Origin of the sequence: Streptomyces sp. SID11385, assembly GCF_010548245.1 — a bacterium.
GTDB lineage: Bacteria > Actinomycetota > Actinomycetes > Streptomycetales > Streptomycetaceae > Streptomyces.
Genome location: NZ_JAAGLR010000492.1, coordinates 1 through 16353, shown reverse-complemented (window position 1 = coordinate 16353; position 16353 = coordinate 1). Strand labels below are relative to the sequence as shown.

Genomic DNA, 16353 nt, shown 5'->3' with positions numbered 1-16353 from the left:
CTCGAACGTAATCCACCACACCCCGCGTCGCCTAGCGTCCGGACGGCATCAATCCCCTCGGCTCGGCGCTTCTTGGCCACGACGCAACGGGCGGGCGGGTGAGGAGAGTTGGACCTCCTCACCCACCCGCCCCTCAGCGCCGCCAGTCCCCCTCAGCCGTCCCGCGAGGTCACCACTTCCTCGTCCGGTGCCGCGGAGGTCTCCGGTACGGGGAGCGGGGCGACCACACCGATCCGGCCGCCGAGGGCACGGTGGGGGGCGCGGGCGGGTGGCCGCGGGGGCGTCGGTTCATGCCGGGGACGGGCCCCCGACCACACGCGGGCGACTCCGCTCAGGGCCTTCATGGTGCGTACTCCTTCCGGTCGGTGCGCACGCCGGTCCACCGGGCGTCGGCTGGTGGGGCCGGCGGTGCGCGGCTGGGGCAGGGGGCGTCAGTCCGTCAGGTCCAGGGCCGCTCCGACGATGCTGTCCGCGTCGATGCCGTGGTAGCGGTAGACCTCGTCCAGGGCGCCGGACTGGCCGAATCGGGTCACGCCGAGGGTGCTGAGCGGCACGCGGTGGATGTTCGCGAGGAAGGCGAGCGTGTGCGGGTGCCCGTCGAGCACGGTGACGAGCGGGGTCGCGCGGGAGGCGGGGAAGACCTGGTCGAGCACCCAGCTCTCGGCCTGCCCGTGCCCCGAGCGCGCGTCGAGGGCGCGGAAGAGCAGGCCCGGGCTCGTGACGCACACGACGTCCGCGCCGACACCCTGCGCGGCGAGCCGGTCGGCGGCCTGGAGCGCCTCGGGGACCAGGGCGCCCATCACGGCGAGCGTCACGCGCGGGTGCTCGGCACGCCGCAGCGCGTACGCGCCGGCGACGGCCTGGCGGCGGCGCCGCTCGCGGGCGGCGGGATCGGTGGGCACGTCGGCGAGCGACTGGTCGACGGGCCGGGTCGACAGGCGCAGGTACACCGAGCCGCCGTCCGGCGCGGTGAGCCGCGCGAGCGCGGCGAGCAGCACCCACTCCGTGTCGAGCGCGAAGGCGGGCTCCCAGGTCGTACAGCCCGGCTGTTCGATGCCGAGCGAGGGCGTCGTGATCGACTGGTGGGCCCCGCCCTCGGGGGCGAGGGTGACCCCCGAGGGCGTACCGACGAGGATCGAGCGCCCTCCCGCGTACATGCCGAACGACCATGGTTCCAGCGCTCGTTGCACGAACGGGTCGTAGAGGACGCCGATGGGGAGCAGCGGTTCGCCCCAGCGGCTCCAGGTCGCGCCCAGCTCGCCGAGCAGGCCGACGAGGTTCGTCTCGGCGATGCCCAGTTCGATGTGCTGCCCGGTGGGCTTCTCGCGCCAGTGCAGCAGCGTCTCGGCGTCGTCGCCGAACCAGTCGACGCGTTCCTGCGGCGCCCACACGCCCACCTTGTTGACCCAGCCGCCGAGGTTGGTGCTGGAGCTGACGTCGGGGCTGACGGTGACGACGCGACGGGCCGTCTCGGGAGCGGCGCGCGTGAGGTCGAGGAGGACGCGGCCGAGCGCGGCCTGCGTCGTCGCGGTCCCATTCGGCGTGCGGCCGATGTCGGCGGGGACGGGGACGGGCGGCGGTACGGGCACGGGCTCCCTGCGCAGCCGCTCCCCCGCCTCGGCGCACAGCCGCGCGGCGGGCGAGCCGGCCGGCAGCGGCTCCCAGGGCCGTTGCGGGTCCGCGCCCACGCGGGCTGCCAGCGTGGTGAGTTGGGCGTCGGTGAGGAGCGAGGAGTGGTTCTGGGGGTGGCCCTGGCTGGAGAGACCGTAGCCCTTGATCGTGTACGCGAAGATCACGGTGGGCCGCTCGTCGTCGACCGCGCCGAGCGTCGCGTCGAGCGCGGGGAGGTCGTGGCCGCCGAGGTTGCGCAGCGCCCGGCCCACGCCCGCGTCGTCGAGCGCGGCGAGGAGCGCGGCGATCGCGGGAGCGTCGGGGCCTTCGCCGGGCAGCAGTTCGCGGACCTCGGCATCGGTACGGCGCAGCAGTCGCTGGTACTCGGCGTTGGGCATCGCGTCGAGCCGGCAGCGCAGCGCGGAACCGCCCGGCCTCGCGAACAACTCCTCCAGTTCCGTGCCGTACTTGAGGGTGAGCACCTGCCAGCCCGCCGAGGCGAACATCCCCTGGAGCCGGTCGGCGGCGATGCCGGGCACGACGCGGTCGAGGGACTGGCGGTTGAGGTCGACGATCCACACGAGTTCGCCGAGGCCGGCGGTCTGCGGGTCGAGGACGGCCTCCCACACGGCGCCCTCGTCGAGTTCGGCGTCGCCGAGCAGCGCGTACTGCCTGCCGCGTGGCGTGCCGGGCTCGCCTGATGCGTAACGGCGGGCGAGCGCACCCCAGATGGTCGCTGTCGCGCCGATCCCGACGGACCCCGTCGAGTAGTCCACGGGGTCGGGGTCCTTGGAGCGGCTGGGGTAGCTCTGGAGGCCGCCGAAGGCGCGCAGGGTCGGCAGGTACGCGGCGTCGAGGCGGCCGAGGAGGTGGTTGACCGCGTGCAGGGCGGGCGAGGCGTGCGGCTTGACCGAGACGCGGTCCTCGGGGCGCAGGTGGCGGAACCACAGTGCCGTCATGATCGAGGCGAGCGAGGCGCAGGAGGCCTGGTGGCCACCGACCTTGAGGCCGCTCGGGTTGGGCCGTACCCGGTTGGCGTGGTGCACGATCGCACTCGACAGCCACAGCACGCGGTCCTCGATCGCGCGCAGGGCCTCGAAGTCCCCGTGCGCGCGGGCGGGCTCGGGCGGGTGGACCGGGGCCTGGGGCGTGGTGGCCCCGACCTGGGCGGTGGTCATGGGAACAGACCTCCTCGCGACCGCCGCGCGGGGCGGCGGGCCGGGGTTGTCGGGTGGGAAGGGAGATGAAGGGTGACGCGGCGCGGGAAAGGGGGCGGCGGGTGCCGCGGGGTGAGCGGCGGATGCCTGGAGGGTGCGGCTCCGCGGGCGGTGCGACCGGGGGACGGGCCTGTCACGTGGTGGCCGTCGGCCCGGCGCTCACGAGCACACCACCCGCTCCGAATGTGCGCAAGAACCGGCGTGATAACAGTGCGGACTGCTCAGGATTTCCTGGTCGGCGCCCGGGAAGGTGCGCATCATGCTCAAGTGCGCGGGGTTCGACCCCGCCGGTGACCGGCGGGATGCCGAGGAGGGTGGCCCTTCTCGGGGGCGGAGAGCGTCGGGCGAGCCGACGCCAACCGGCGGCATCACGCCAAGTGGCGGAAAAAGAGGGGGGACAGGGCATCGATATGCCTGATAACATCAATGCGCCGCATGAGATAGGTGTCGCGCGAAACAGGTGAAGAGCTGCCCCGAGGGGAGGGCCGTCGTGACGGGTGTCAGTACGTCCGGCGTGCGCCGCGTGGCGGCAGTGTCGATCGTCGAGCAGGTGACGAAGGAGATCCGGCGCTCGATCCTCGCCGGCGACCTGCGCCCGGGCCAGGAGTTCTCCCTTCGCGAGATCGCCGGCCGGCTCGGTGTCAGCATCATTCCCGTCCGCGAGGCGCTGCGCCAGCTGGAGGGGCAGGGGCTCGTCATCACGGCGCGTGGCAAGAGCGCCGTCGTCGCCCCGCTCAGCCATGAGGACCTCGCCGCCATCTACCGCCTGCGCCGCCGCATCGAGCCCGAACTCGTGGGCAGCGCCTGCGTCCTGCTCACCCGCCACGACCACGCCCGGCTCACCGGCCACCTCGCCCTCTTCGGCGAGCAGGCGCTCGGGCTCGACGAGATCTACGCGGCGCACCACGAGTTCCACCTCGATCTCCTGCGGCCCGCCGCGACCCACTGGGACCTGCGCATCCTCGGCATGCTGTGGCACGCGGCCGAGCGGTACATCCGCCTCGCCTTCGGCGGCCGCGACGACAATCCGGACGAGCCGCGCCGCCGCGAACTGGCGCACGCGGACCTCCTCGAAGCCGTCATGACCCGCGATCCGGTCCGCGCGGCACAGGCCGTCATGCACCACCTCGACGTCAACGAGGAGATCGCCCAGCAGGGCATAGCCCCCATCGCGGACTGACCCCCGCCCGCGGGAAACCCCAGCTCACGGCGGGTAGGGCACGGGCCTCCGAGCGGCGTGGGCGACCGTACCGCCCGTCAGTTCGCGTCCCGCCCGGGCTCTTCCGGCAGCACCCGGACATTGCGAGGACGTAAAAGAAGTCGCTCCGGAGGGTTTCTGTTATCACATATCACCGCTACGGTGTTCCGCATCGCAGGCGCCTGCCGCGGCAGTGGCCCTTGCCGCGGTCCAGCGCATGTCAGCGCACAATTCCAGGGAGATCCCGCCATGGCAGCGAGCCCCAAATTCGCCCACGTCGTCTTCCAGACGTCCCAGCCGCAGGAGATGCGGGACTGGTACTGCACCGTTCTGGACGGCCACGTCGTCTACTCGGACGAGGCGCTGTCCTTCATCACCTTCGACGAGGAGCACCACCGGGTCGCCCTCCTGCACCCCCCGACGCCCGAGCCCTTCCAGCGCAAGACCCCTGACACGGCCGCGATGCACCACGTCGCGTACACCTTCGACAACCTGGACGACCTCCTCGACCGGTACGTCAAGCTCCGCGACAACGGCGTACTGCCCGCCGTGTGCATCGCGCACGGCGTGACGACGTCCCTGTACTACCGCGACCCCGACGGCAACCTCGTCGAGATGCAGATCGACCGCTTCGCCGAGCCAGACGACGCCACCGCCTACATGCGCGGCCCCGAGTACGCGGGCGACTCCGTCGGCCCCTCCTTCGATCCGGAGAAGCTGCTCGCCGACCGCCGGGCCGGCGCCTCCACCGAGGAACTCTCCGACCGTTCCTGGGCCTTGGCGCAGGAACTGCCCGACCCCATGGGCCAGCTCATGCACGGCGGCAACTGAGCGGGCGGCCGGACGATGCCCACCCGGAGCGAAGCCGTGGACAAGCGGCTGCCGGCGGGTTCCTACGCGATGGGGCTGACCCCCTTCACCCGTACGGGCGCACTCGACGAGGGCGCCCTGCGCGACCACGTCGCGTGGCTGGCCCGCGAGGGGGTCGGCTTCTGGCCCGCCAGCCCCGCGACGGAGGAAGGCGTGCAGATGAGCGACGCCGAGATCCTGCGCACCGTGGAACTCGTGCGCGAGACGGGCACCGCGGGGCCCGTCGTCGCGAGCAACCGCGAGTACCCGACCGCGCGCGACAACCTCCGCTTCATCCGCGAGGCGTACGCACGCGGCGCGGACGCGGTCCAGCTCCACCCCCCGACCCTCGGGCACTCCTTCGCCCCCGACGCCACGATGCTGCGGAGCTTCTACGCCGACGTCCTGTCGGCGACCGCGGTGCCCGTGGTGCTCTCCAGCAATTTCATGACCGGCTTCGAGGTGCCGGGAGAGGTCCTGGAGGCGCAGGTACGCGAATACCCGCACGTCATCGGGGTCTTCACGCACCACCCCGACCAGCACCGGGTGGCCGCCCTCACCCAGCGGCTCGTCCCGCACACCACGGTGCTGACGATAACCCAGAAGGCGGTCTTCGCACACTTGGTGGGCGCGCGTGCCGAGCTGGACAACCTCCAGAACATCGCGCCCCGGCTGTGCCGGGGGCTGCACGACGCGCTGACCGGGGGCGAGGGGGCACAGGTCGCCGCGCTGTACGGCGAGGTGACCCGGCTGTGGAGCGGGACCTCCGGTTTCGTGGCGGAGCACGGCCTGCCGCGCGTCGTCGTCTACAAGGCGATCCTGCGCGCTCTCGGGCACCCCGGGGGCCACCCCCGCAAGCCCTATCCCGCCCTCGGCGACGACGAGACGAAGGCGGTCGCCGCCCTGGCCGACTCCCTCGGCCTGCGCGAGAGCGAGGGCCTCACCTGAGGAGGCCGCGCCGTCCGTCCCGGCGGCGCGGTGGCAGGAACCGAGCGAGGAGTACTCGATGGACCCGCGACGAAGCGGCGTGGCACCACGGTTGTTCCGCGACATGATGGCGGGCGTCTGCGCCCCGGTCACCGTGGTGACCACGACGGACCACAACGGCAAGCCCTCGGGAGCCACGGTGAGTTCGCTCGCCTCGCTCTCCATGGAACCCCCCTTGATCACCGTCGCCTTCGCCCGCGGCTCGCGGGTCCTGGCGCAGATCCTCGCCGCGCGCCGCTTCGGCGTGAACCTCCTCGGCCACGCCCAGGCGGAGCTGGCGACACTCTTCGCCTCGCGCGAGGCGGACCGCTTCGGCCGCTGCGAGTGGCACACCGAGGACGGGCTGCCACGCCTGAACGGAGCGGCCGGCTGGCTCGCCTGCGAACTGCACGAAGCGGTGGAGGGCGGCGACCACCTGCTCCTGCTGGGGCACGTCGTCGGCGCGAGCCGCGCCGAACTCCCGCCGCTCGTCTACGCGCACCGTACGTTCGGCACCCACTCCCGGTACGAGGAACGCCGCCGCCCCGCGATCACCGACGCCCTGGCCGCGCTGGCCCGCTGAGCCGCCCCGACCGCCGAGCGGCCCGACCACCGAGCCGGCCCGGCTCCGTACCGACATCGCGAACCGCGCGGCGGTCCGCCGAGCGGGTGTGCCCCGCGCGGGCACCCGCCACGATCCACTGTTCCAGGAATGCTTGAGAAAGAAGGCACTATGGCATCCGCCACCACCGAGGCGCCCGCCACCGGGATCATCCCCACCATCGAGGAAATGGTCGCCCGGGTAAGGGAGTTGCACCCGATCCTGGAGAAGAACGCCGCGCAGGGCGAAGAGGACCGCCGGGTCGTGGAGGAGAGCATCGAGGTGCTCACCGAAGCGGGCGCCTTCAAGATCGGCCAGCCCCGGCGCTACGGCGGCTACGAGCTTCCGATGCGCGCGCAGATCGAGGTGTCGGCGGCCGTCGCCGAGGCGGACGGCGGCACCTCCTGGGTCGTGGCGCTGTGCAACCAGTGCGCCTGGATGGCCGGGCTCTTCCCCGAGCGCGCGCAGGACGACGTGTGGAAGCGGACGCCGGGCGCGCGGGTCTCCGGTGTGCTGACGCCGAGCGCGGAGACGGTGAAGGCCGAGGGCGGCTACCGGGTCACCGGGCGCTGGTACTACAACTCCGGTTCCTGGCACGCGGACTGGGCGGTGCTCGGGATGCCGCTCGTCGACGAGAACGGTGAGGCGCTCGATCACGGGCTCGCCCTCATCCCGCGCAGCGAACTCGACTTCGAGGAGAGCTGGTTCGTCGCGGGGATGCGCTCCTCTGGCTCCAACTGCCTCATCGCCAGGGACGTCTTCGTCCCCGAGTACCGGGTCATCTCGGCGCCCAGGGCGTGGCAGGGCGAGGTCGGCACCGAGCACACCGAGGAGTCGCTCTACCGCAGCGCCTTCACGCCCTCGCTCGCCATCGGCATCTCCGCGCCGCAGATCGGCATGGCGCGCAAGGTGTTCGACATCGTGACCGGCAAGGCGGCGACCAAGCCGCTCACGTACACCTTCTACGCGACGCAGTCCGAGTCCCCGGTCTTCCGTCGGCAGATCGCCAAGGCCGCGATGCTCATCGAGACCGCCGAACTCCACGCCTACCGCGCGGTCGACGCGATCGACAAGGCCGCCGCCGAGGGCACCTACCCCGACGCGCGCGAACGGGCCAGGGCACGGGCCGCCGCCGGGTGGATCGTGGAGAGCGTCGGCAAGGCGATGAACATCCTGCTCTCCTCGCACGGCGCGGCGAGCTTCGCCGAGCGCAACGAGATCCAGCGGCACTGGCGCGACTCGGCGGTCGCGGGACGGCACGCGTACATCGTCCCGGACGTGGGGCTGGAGATGTACGGGACGGCGCTGCTCGCGGAGGGCGACAACATCACGCCGATGCTGTGAGTCCCGGGGCTCTCAGCGAGCGGTGACGGTCCTCTCCCCGTGCGAGGGCACGGGATGGGCCGCTTGTTATCACATATATCGATCATCCCGGAGGGCCCGGTACGTGGTTCACGGACGGTTCCTTCCGCGACACGTACGCACGGCTGTGGGGTGCCCGTTGAGCCCTCGCCGCCCGCCCTTCCCCTACCCCCGCTCCCGTACCGGAGGCCCCGCATGACCGCCGCGCCCAAGTTCGCCCACGTCGTCTACGAGGGGCACGGGCTGACTTCCTGACCTTCGACGACGAGCACCACCGCATCGCGCTCGCCGACCTGCCGGACCTGGAGCGCACATCACCGAGGGCCGCCGTCGTCAACCACGTCGCGTACACCTTCGACCACCTCGACGACCTCCTGGAGCGCTACCAGGAGCTGCGCGAACAGGGCATCGAGCCCTGGCAGCCGGTGCAGCACGGGGTCACCACCTCGCTCTACTACGAGGACCCGGACGGCAACAAGGTCGAGATGCAGGTCGACAACTTCGCCACCGCCGAGGCGGCCACCGCCTGCATGGAGGGCCCCGAGTACGACGCCGACCCCATCGGTGTCCTCTTCCGGCCCGAGCTGATGATCGAGGCGCGCAGGGCGGGCACCCCCGCCGAGGAGATCCAGACCCGTGCCTGGGCCCTGCGGGTGAGCCCGGAGCTGCCCGCGCCGGTCATGGGCTGAGCCGCACGGGCGGTTCCTGGCCGGCCCCGGCCGGCGCCCCGTACCGCCGTGCCCGTACGCACCGCCGTGCCCCTTCCACCGGGCGCACGGCACACCACACATCACACACCCCACACACCGCGGCGCGCCGTCGCCGCTGGGAGGAAGACCGTATGCGCATTGTCAACGCGGCCGGGCGGCTCGGGCTGCTCACCGACTCCGGGGTCATCGACGTCGCGGAGGCGAGCGGGGGCCGCTTCGAGGCGGAACCCCAGTCCGCGTACGCCCGTTGGGACGAGCTGCGCGAGTGGGCGGCCCAACTGCCTGCGGAAGTACGCCAGTCAGCTGCCCGCGCCGTGGACGGCAAGGAGCTGGGGGCACCCGTGCCACGGCCGGGGCAGGTCTTCGGGATCGGCCTCAACTACCGTGACCACGCCGAGGAAGCGGGCCTTGACACCTCCCCCGGCTCCATGGTCGTCTTCACCAAGTTCCCCTCCTCGATCACCGGCCCCGAGGCCGAGGTCGCCCTCCCGCCCGGCTCGAACGACTTCGAGGCCGAGCTGGTCGTCGTCATCGGAAGGGAGTGCCACCGGATCGTGGCGGAGGACGCCTGGGAGTACGTCGCCGGGCTCACGGTGGGGCAGGACCTCTCCGAGCGCGACACCCAGCTCGGGCCGCCCGCGCCCCCGCAGTTCAGTCTCGGCAAGTCCTTCCCCGGCTTCTCGCCGATCGGCCCGGCCGTCGTCACGCCCGACGAGTTCGAGGACGCCGACGACCTCGCCATCGGCTGCGTCCTCAACGGCACCACGATGCAGGACTCCCGCACCAAGCAGATGATCTTCCCCGTCGCCGAGATGATCGCGCGGCTCTCGGCGGTCGTCACGCTGTGGCCGGGCGACCTGATCTTCACCGGCACCCCGGCCGGCATCGGCTTCGCCCGCGAGCCGCACGTGCTCCTCCGGCCCGGCGACACGCTCGTCACGAGCATCGAGGGCATCGGCGCGCTCACCACCCGCTTCCGCGCCCGCGACTGAACCGGCCGCCGAGCGCACCACCCGCACTCCCCCGGCGGCACTCCGCGCCGGGAGCCTCCCCACCGGAAGGAAACACCCCATGCACGACGACTGCCTCATCTGCGGCCTGGACGACGCCGAGGAGACCGACGTGGTCTTCCGCGACGAACTGTGGGCCGCCGAGGTCGTCCCCGGCTACGACGTCCCCGGCTGGTACTTCCTGCGGGCCCGCCGCCACACCGAGCGCCTCACCGGCCTCGACGACGAGGAGGCGGACACCTTCGGGCGCCGGGCCAGGGACCTCGTCAAGGCGGTCACCCTCGCCACCGGCGCGGAGACCACGTACATGCTCATGTTCGGCGAGAACTACCCGCACTTCCACGCCCTCGTCGCCGCCCGCACCCCCGAGGTGCCGGCCGACCGGCGGGCCGGGGACATCCTCAAGCTGCGCGCCGAAAGGGCGGACCTCGCCGCGTCCCGGGCGCTCGTCCCGGCGGTAAGGGAAGCGTACGTGCAGGTAAGCGGGAGCCCGCTCGTAACCTCGGCCGAGAGCCCGCGGTGACGCACGAGGTCGCCACGGCTCGCACCGCGCCGCGACACCGTGTCCGGCGCCCGTCGAAGGAGCGCGCATGACCCGTATCGCCGTCCTGGGAGGCACCGGATACGCCGGCGGCCACATCGTCCGCGAGGCCGCCTCGCGCGGGCACGAGGTCGTCTCGTTCAGCCGCACGGCGCCCGCCGCGGAGCAGGCGAACGTCACCGTCGTCACCGGCTCGGTGCTCGACGAAAAGGCGCTCGCCGAAGCCGTCGCGGGGGCGGAGGTGATCGTGGTGGCGCTCGCGCCCAGCGGCGACCTCACCGAGTCCTTCGTGGAGGTCAACGCCAAGATCGCCGAGCTGGCGCGGCAGAACGGCGCACGGCTCGGCGTGATCGGCGGGGCCGGGACCCTGCGGGTCGCCGAGAACGGCCCGAAGATCTTCGAGCTGCCCGAGTACCCCGCGCAGTACCGGCCCTACTCGGAGGTCGCCGAGGCGGTGCTCCAGGCCCTGCTGTCGAGCGAGGCCGGCCTCGACTGGTTCGTGCTGACCCCGCCGATGGGCTTCGGCTCCTACGCACCGGGCGAGACGACCGGCACCTACCAGCTCGGCGGCGAACTGCCGCTGAACGACGCCGAGGGCAAGTCGGCGATCTCGGGGGCCGACTACGCCCTCGCGTTCGTGGACGAGATCGAGCGCCCGGCGCACCGCAGGGCCCGCTTCGCCGTCGCGCACTGAGCGGCACGGGCCCTTGGGGCCGCTCCCTCGCGGGGACGGCCCCAAGGGCCCCGGGCACGGCGCCCGGCCGCCCGGTGGACTCCCGAGCACGTCTGTCCTTGTCCGTTCACCTCCCGCCTGGGCGCGCGAGCGACCGGGGCGGGGACCACCGGAGGTTCTCTTGATTCTGGTCACCGCCGCCGCCGGACGCACCGGGCGCAGCCTCGTGCGGGCACTCGTCCACGAGGGCAAGCCCGTCCGCGCCGTCGACATCGCCCCCTCGGTCGGCGAACTGCGCGCGCTCGGCGCGAAGGAAACCCTCGTCGCCGACCTCCTCGAACCCGCCCGGCGGCGCGAGGCGATGGCGGGCGTCGAGACGGTCGTGCACATCGGCCCGCTCTTCCACCACCGCGAGGCGGAGATCGGGCACGCCGTCGTCGCCGAGGCGCGCCGCGCGGGCGTCGGCCACTTCGTGCAGTTCTCCGTCGTGCACCCGCAGATCGAGGCACTCCTCAACCACCAGGCGAAACTCGCCGTCGAACGGTTCGTGCTCCAGTCGCCCGTCCCGTTCACAATCCTCCAGCCGATGCACTACCTCCAGAACATCGACGTGCCGGGGACGGTACGTGCCGGGACGCACCGCAAGCCCTTCGCGCACGAGGCGCGGCTCGCCGCGCACCAGGTGCACGCGCCCGCCGCGCGCGTGCACGGCGACCGCGCGCACGTCGAGGCCCCCGTCACGATCCGTTTCGCCGTCACGATCGACGGGGTACGGGCCCGGCTCCTCGCGGACGCGCGGCTCAACTACCGCGTGGAGCGGCGCGCGGACGAGTGGCGCGTCCTCTCCCTCGACGCGGTGTACGAGGAGACCACGCTCACGGGGACGCGCCTCGTCGTGCCGGAAGCCGAACTCGGCGACGACCGCCCCGAGGAGGTGGCCGCCTTCTACGCGAAGGTGCGCGACTGGCTGAACGGCGGCTGAGCGGCGGCCGGACGGCGGCCGAGCGGCCTGGGGGGCCGCCCCGTGCGGGACGGCCCCCCAGGCCCGTACGTTCAGGACACCGGCACCCGGGGGACGTGTCCGCCGAGCACGCGCAGCAGCCGCGCCGGGTCGTCCGGCGCCGCGTCCCCGTACCAGGCCACGACCTGGTCGGGCCGTACGAGTACGAGCCGGGCGCCGAGCGCGTCCCGGTACGCGGCGCTCAGGAGCGGCCCGGGCTCGGCGACCGTGAGCGGGAGGCCGCACGCCGCGGCGGCGGCCACGAGCCCTTCGTCGTCCGGGTGTTCCCCGAGGCGGAGCAGGGTGTGGGCGGGGCCGAGGAGGTCGAAGAGGGAACGGCCGTCGGTCAGGCGGGCGTGGGGCAGGCGGACCCCGGCGCGCAGACCGGCCGTGCCGCCGGCGGGGGTCTCGGGGGGCAGGACGGAGGAGTCCTCGCCCACCCGCAGGTCCAGGACGAGGCCGAGGGCGTGGAACTCGGCGCGTTTGGTCTCCTGGATGCGCGCGCCCGTGGCGGTGCGAGCGCGGGTGCCCGCCGGGTTCTCGGCGTCGAGGTCGCCCTCGACCAGGTCGGTGGAGAGGACACGCATGTTCGCGGTCGCTTCCCTCACCACCGCCTCCTGCACCGGGCGGCGCTCCTCCTCGTAACTGTCCAGCAGCGCGGGGCCGCCCCAGCCCTGGAGGACGGCGGCGAGTTTCCAGCCCAGATCGACCGCGTCACCGATACCGGTGTTGAGCCCGTGCCCGCCGAAGGGCGGGTTGAGGTGGGCGGCGTCCCCGGCCAGGAAGACACGGCCGCGGCTCATGCGGTCCACGACCTGCATGCGGGCGGTCCACGGGTCGGTCGACAGGACCTCGGCATCGAGCGCCCGGCCCGCCATGGCGTCGATGAGCTGCCGCGCCTGCCGGGTGCCGGTCTCCTTGTCGACGCCGAACGCGATGCCCCACCACGTGCCCTCGCGGTCGATCGGCCCCACCAGCGCGGGCGCCACCGAGTTGACCACCCAGTACTGCACCGCCGGCCCGTGCCGCACGTGCTGCCACAACTCCCGGCTGCGGAAGACCATCCCGAAGTTGGGGCTGAGCGCCTTCCCGCCGACGTACTGGGCGCCGATGCTCTCGCGCACCACACTGCGCGGCCCGTCACAACCGAGTACGTAGTCGGCGACCACGGCGTGCCGGGTGCCGTCCTCGTCCTCCACCGTGACGCGCACCTCGTCGGCGTCCTGCTCCAGGGCGACGACACGCCCGCCGAGGGCGAGGTGACACGCGTCGAGTTCGCCGACCGCTTCGCGCAGCAGGTCCTCCAGGACGTACTGCGGGGCCTGCTGCCCGGTCTCGGCGAAGCGGTCGCCCTCGTCGGCCAGCCCCAGGACCCCCGTGAAGCGGGAGAGTTCCCAGCCACTCAGCGAGGTGCAGAAGACGACGTCGCTGGACCAGTCCACCGGCAACGGCGCACGCGCGCGCAGCCGCCCCGCGAGTCCCCAGCGGCGCAGGTGCTCCATCGTGCGCACGTTGATCGTCTTGCACCGGGGGCGGGCGCGCGAGACCGTGCGACGCGGTTCGACGACCAGGCACTTCACGCCCCGTCGGCCCAGCTCCACGGCGGCGGCGAGACCCACGGGGCCGCCGCCCGCGATCAGGACGGGGACGCGCGCGGGCAGCGTCCGGGTCATCGCCGGCCGTCCAGGGCCGCGCACTCCTCGGCGAACGCCAACTGCCGCAAGTGCAGCGCGTACCCCAGGAGATGGTGGTCGAGGCAGTGCCCCGTCCCCCGCGCCACGCTCGCGTCCACGAAGGGCGCCGCCGTGAACAACGACGCGAATCGCGCCACGTTCTCCGGAGCGCTGTCCCACAACGCGTCGTACTCGGCCAGCACGTTCTGCACCGGCACCCGCACCTCCGGCGCCACCGCCCCCAAGTGCTCACGCGGCCAGGCGGGAGCCTGGATCAGCTCCATCGCGGGCGTCGGCGCGTAACTCCCGTGCGCCTGCCGCACCGCCTCCTCCCGGAACGTCCCCGCCGGACCGAACATCACCTGATCGCGCTGGTCGTACGGAAGATCCACCGTCGCGTCCGCGGGCAGCTCGGCCAGCGCCTCCGCGGCCCCGCCCGGAGGTATCACCGCGCCCATGCCCGTCGCCGACACCCCCACCAGCGGAAGCCGCGGAGCCCGCGCGGCGATCATCAACGCGATCATCCCGCCGATGGAGTGCCCGACGAGCAACACCTGCGTCGCGCCTTCCTGCTCCGCGACCGCCTCCACCGCACTCGTCAGCACCTCCGCGTGCCGCGTGAAGGTGTTCTCCGCGGGCGGGAAGACCGCGCTGCCGCCGTAACCGGGCCGGTCGAAGGCGAAGACCACATGCCCGTGCGCGGCGGCCACATCGAGGAACGACCCGGCGGAACCACCCTCCACCGAAAAATAGTCGGCCGTGTACGTGCCCCCGTGCAGCGCCACGATCAGCGGCTTCGGACCGCCCTCGGGCACCGCCTCCGGGCGGGCGACAAGCGCGGTGAGCTTCACGCCCCCGACATCCAGGGTCAATCGCTCGCGGGGTGCTGCCATGAGAGGGCTCCTGTGTGTTTGTTCCGAACAGCCGGGCGCCAGAGACCGGTTGCCGGGAGACTAGGGCTGTATATGTGATAACAGCAAGGCATCGGCACAGGTTTTTCGTGGCGCGGCGGAGAAAGGAGCGGCGTCCTCGCCGGGCCTGCCCGGCCTCACGCGGACGCGCCTCCGCGCGGGAGCCCGGTCACCGGCATGAGGCCGGCGGCCGGGCTCCTTCCGTGCGGGGCGCGCCGCGTACGGGCTGGACGAGGCGCGCCCCGTACACGGACGGCGGTCCCGCCCCGTACCGGCGCCCCGTACCCCGCGCCCTGTACTGGCGCCCCCTCAGCGGACCCCCGCCGGTCCGGGCAGCCCGCTCCGGGGGGTGCCGAAGGGGGCCTCGGCGGGCTGTCCGTCGGCGTTCTCGCCGAGGAAGCCGCCGGACTGGTGGTGCCAGAGCCTCGCGTAGGCGCCGTCCGTGGCGAGCAGTTCCTCGTGGCTGCCCTGTTCGACGACCCTGCCCTTATCGAGGACGACGAGGCTGTCCATGTCGGCCACGGTGCTCAGGCGGTGGGCGACGACGAGCGCCGTACGGCCCTCCATCAGCCGCCACAGGGCGTCCTGCACCAGGATCTCGCTCTCCGAGTCCAGGGCGCTGGTCGCCTCGTCGAGCAGCAGGACGGGGGCGTCGCGCAGGATGGCCCGCGCGAGCGCGACGCGCTGGCGCTGTCCACCCGAGAGCTTGACGCCCCGCTCCCCCACCAACGTCTCGAAGCCTTCGGCGAGTTGATCGGCGAACTCGGTGACGTGCGCGGCCTGTGCCGCCGCGCGGACCTCCGCGTCGGTGGCCCCCGGCCGGGCGAAGGCGATGTTGTCGCGCAGGCTGCGGTGGAACATCGCGGGTTCCTGCGGCACGTACGCGATCAGTGAGCGCAGGTCCCGCTGGCGCAGTCGGCTGATGTCCTGACCGCCGACGAGGATGCGCCCGCCGTCGATGTCGGACATCCGCAGCAGGAGCCGCGTCAGCGTGGTCTTGCCGCCCCCGGACCTGCCGACGAGGCCGATCCGCGCACCCGCGCGCACGTCCAGGTCGAGGCCCTGGAAGAGCGGCCTCGCACCGGCGTGGGCGAAGGTCACGGCCTCGAAGCGGACGGAGGAGTCCGTGGGGGCGAGGGGTTCGGGGTCCGGTGGATCGAGGACCGTCGGCGGGTCGAGGAGCAGTTCGGTGAACTGCGCGGCCTCGGTCACCGAGCTTTCCAGGCGCCGGTAGATCTGGTTGAAGTCGAACATGATCGCGCTGGCGTTGGAGAAGTACGTGAAGGCCACGACGATCTCCTCGACCCCCGCGCCCCCGCCGGTGAAGGCGATGGCCACCACCAAGCCGAGGATGTTGGTCAGTACGGACATGGGCGCGATCAGCGTGTCCACGCGCAGGTTGCCGTAGGGCGTGTCCGTAAAGTCAGGGGAGCCAGAGGCGGAGGCAGGCGAGGGTGACCATGGCTTGGTAGTGGCGGGCTCGTTTGTCGTAGCGGGTGGCGAGGGCTTTGTTCTGCTTGAGTTTGCTGAAGCAGCGTTCGACGAGGTTGCGGCGCCGGTAGGCGGCACGGTCGAGGCCGCACAGCCTCTCGCCCCTGCTGAGGCGGCCGTTGATCTGGTCGAGTCGTTCCGGGATCGTGCTCTTGATGCCTCGCTTGCGAAGGTAGGCGCGGATTTTCCGGGACGAGTAGCCCTTGTCCGCCGCGACGCGTTCGGGCCGGGTCCTGGGGCGGCCCGGGCCCGGCCGGTTGATGCGGATGCCGGCCATGACGGCTTCGAACTGGGTGCAGTCGTTGACGTTCCCGGCGGTCAGGGTGAAGGCCAGCGGGCGGCCGTTCCCGTCGCAGGCGAGGTGGATCTTCGTGGTCAGCCCGCCGCGGGACCGGCCGATCGCCTCACCGGGCCGGACCTGCCCCTTTTTCGGGCCCCGGCCGCGTGCTGATGCGCCCGCACCGTCGTCGAGTCCACGCAGACCAGCGTCCAGTCGACCTCACCCACCGCGTCCGAGTGCTGCTGGACATGAGCCAGCAG

Annotated in this window: 14 protein-coding genes and 2 pseudogenes; 10 read left to right on the top strand and 6 right to left on the bottom strand. The window is 72.7% G+C overall.

Going from position 1 to position 16353, the window contains the following annotated elements; translation table 11 throughout:
• Positions 1-152 precede the first annotated feature (152 nt).
• Both G3I42_RS14970 and G3I42_RS14965 read right to left on the bottom strand, forming a co-directional pair.
• Positions 153-344 carry a hypothetical protein gene (locus G3I42_RS14970; protein ID WP_164286165.1) on the bottom strand — a complete coding sequence of 64 codons (192 nt, stop codon included), beginning with the start codon at positions 342-344 and terminating at the stop codon, positions 153-155.
• Between the two features lie 87 nt (positions 345-431).
• The gene (locus tag G3I42_RS14965) at positions 432-2789 is read right to left on the bottom strand and encodes a pyruvate dehydrogenase (RefSeq protein ID WP_164286186.1); all 2358 of its coding nucleotides are present in this window, start codon (positions 2787-2789) and stop codon (positions 432-434) included.
• A gap of 529 nt (positions 2790-3318) precedes the next feature.
• Between G3I42_RS14965 and G3I42_RS38430 the strand changes: the two genes are divergently transcribed.
• The 10 genes from G3I42_RS38430 to G3I42_RS14915 all read left to right on the top strand — a co-directional run bounded on the left by G3I42_RS38430 (position 3319) and on the right by G3I42_RS14915 (position 11720).
• A complete protein-coding gene (locus G3I42_RS38430) occupies positions 3319-4008 on the top strand; it encodes a GntR family transcriptional regulator (RefSeq protein WP_164286184.1) in 690 nt (229 codons plus the stop codon).
• 267 nt (positions 4009-4275) lie between these two features.
• Complete coding sequence (locus tag G3I42_RS14955; RefSeq protein ID WP_164286183.1) at positions 4276-4857, top strand: VOC family protein; 582 nt, start codon at positions 4276-4278, stop codon at positions 4855-4857.
• A 15-nt stretch (positions 4858-4872) separates the two neighbouring features.
• Positions 4873-5823, top strand: a complete 951-nt coding sequence (locus tag G3I42_RS14950; RefSeq protein WP_164286181.1) for a dihydrodipicolinate synthase family protein — start codon at positions 4873-4875, stop codon at positions 5821-5823.
• Positions 5824-5881: 58 nt separating this feature from the next.
• Entirely contained in the window at positions 5882-6424 is a 543-nt protein-coding gene (locus G3I42_RS14945) for a flavin reductase family protein (protein ID WP_239096460.1), read from the top strand.
• Between the two features lie 150 nt (positions 6425-6574).
• The gene (locus G3I42_RS14940) at positions 6575-7786 is read left to right on the top strand and encodes an acyl-CoA dehydrogenase family protein (protein WP_164286179.1); all 1212 of its coding nucleotides are present in this window, start codon (positions 6575-6577) and stop codon (positions 7784-7786) included.
• Between the two features lie 269 nt (positions 7787-8055).
• Positions 8056-8493, top strand: a complete 438-nt coding sequence (locus G3I42_RS14935) for a VOC family protein (protein WP_203606832.1) — start codon at positions 8056-8058, stop codon at positions 8491-8493.
• 152 nt (positions 8494-8645) lie between these two features.
• Positions 8646-9506 (top strand): fumarylacetoacetate hydrolase family protein, encoded by an 861-nt coding sequence (locus G3I42_RS14930; protein WP_164286177.1) that lies wholly within the window; start codon positions 8646-8648, stop codon positions 9504-9506.
• A 79-nt stretch (positions 9507-9585) separates the two neighbouring features.
• Positions 9586-10047, top strand: a complete 462-nt coding sequence (locus tag G3I42_RS14925) for a hypothetical protein (RefSeq protein WP_164286175.1) — start codon at positions 9586-9588, stop codon at positions 10045-10047.
• A gap of 67 nt (positions 10048-10114) precedes the next feature.
• On the top strand, positions 10115-10759 hold the full coding sequence (locus G3I42_RS14920) for an NAD(P)H-binding protein (RefSeq protein ID WP_164286173.1): 645 nt from the start codon (positions 10115-10117) through the stop codon (positions 10757-10759).
• 160 nt (positions 10760-10919) lie between these two features.
• On the top strand, positions 10920-11720 hold the full coding sequence (locus G3I42_RS14915) for an NmrA family NAD(P)-binding protein (RefSeq protein WP_164286170.1): 801 nt from the start codon (positions 10920-10922) through the stop codon (positions 11718-11720).
• Positions 11721-11791: 71 nt separating this feature from the next.
• Here G3I42_RS14915 and G3I42_RS14910 read toward each other — a convergent pair whose 3' ends face one another.
• From G3I42_RS14910 to G3I42_RS14895, 4 genes and pseudogenes are all read right to left on the bottom strand, one after another.
• Positions 11792-13411: an FAD-dependent monooxygenase gene (locus tag G3I42_RS14910; protein ID WP_164286168.1), complete on the bottom strand. Its 1620-nt coding sequence runs from the start codon at positions 13409-13411 to the stop codon at positions 11792-11794.
• A complete protein-coding gene (locus tag G3I42_RS14905) occupies positions 13408-14304 on the bottom strand; it encodes an alpha/beta hydrolase family protein (RefSeq protein ID WP_164286167.1) in 897 nt (298 codons plus the stop codon). The genes G3I42_RS14910 and G3I42_RS14905 overlap by 4 nt, the downstream gene beginning before the upstream one ends.
• Before the next feature lie 327 nt (positions 14305-14631).
• Positions 14632-15729 (bottom strand): annotated as a pseudogene (locus tag G3I42_RS14900) (ABC transporter ATP-binding protein); the annotation flags it as partial.
• Between the two features lie 16 nt (positions 15730-15745).
• Positions 15746-16353: pseudogene (locus G3I42_RS14895) on the bottom strand (IS5 family transposase); the annotation flags it as partial.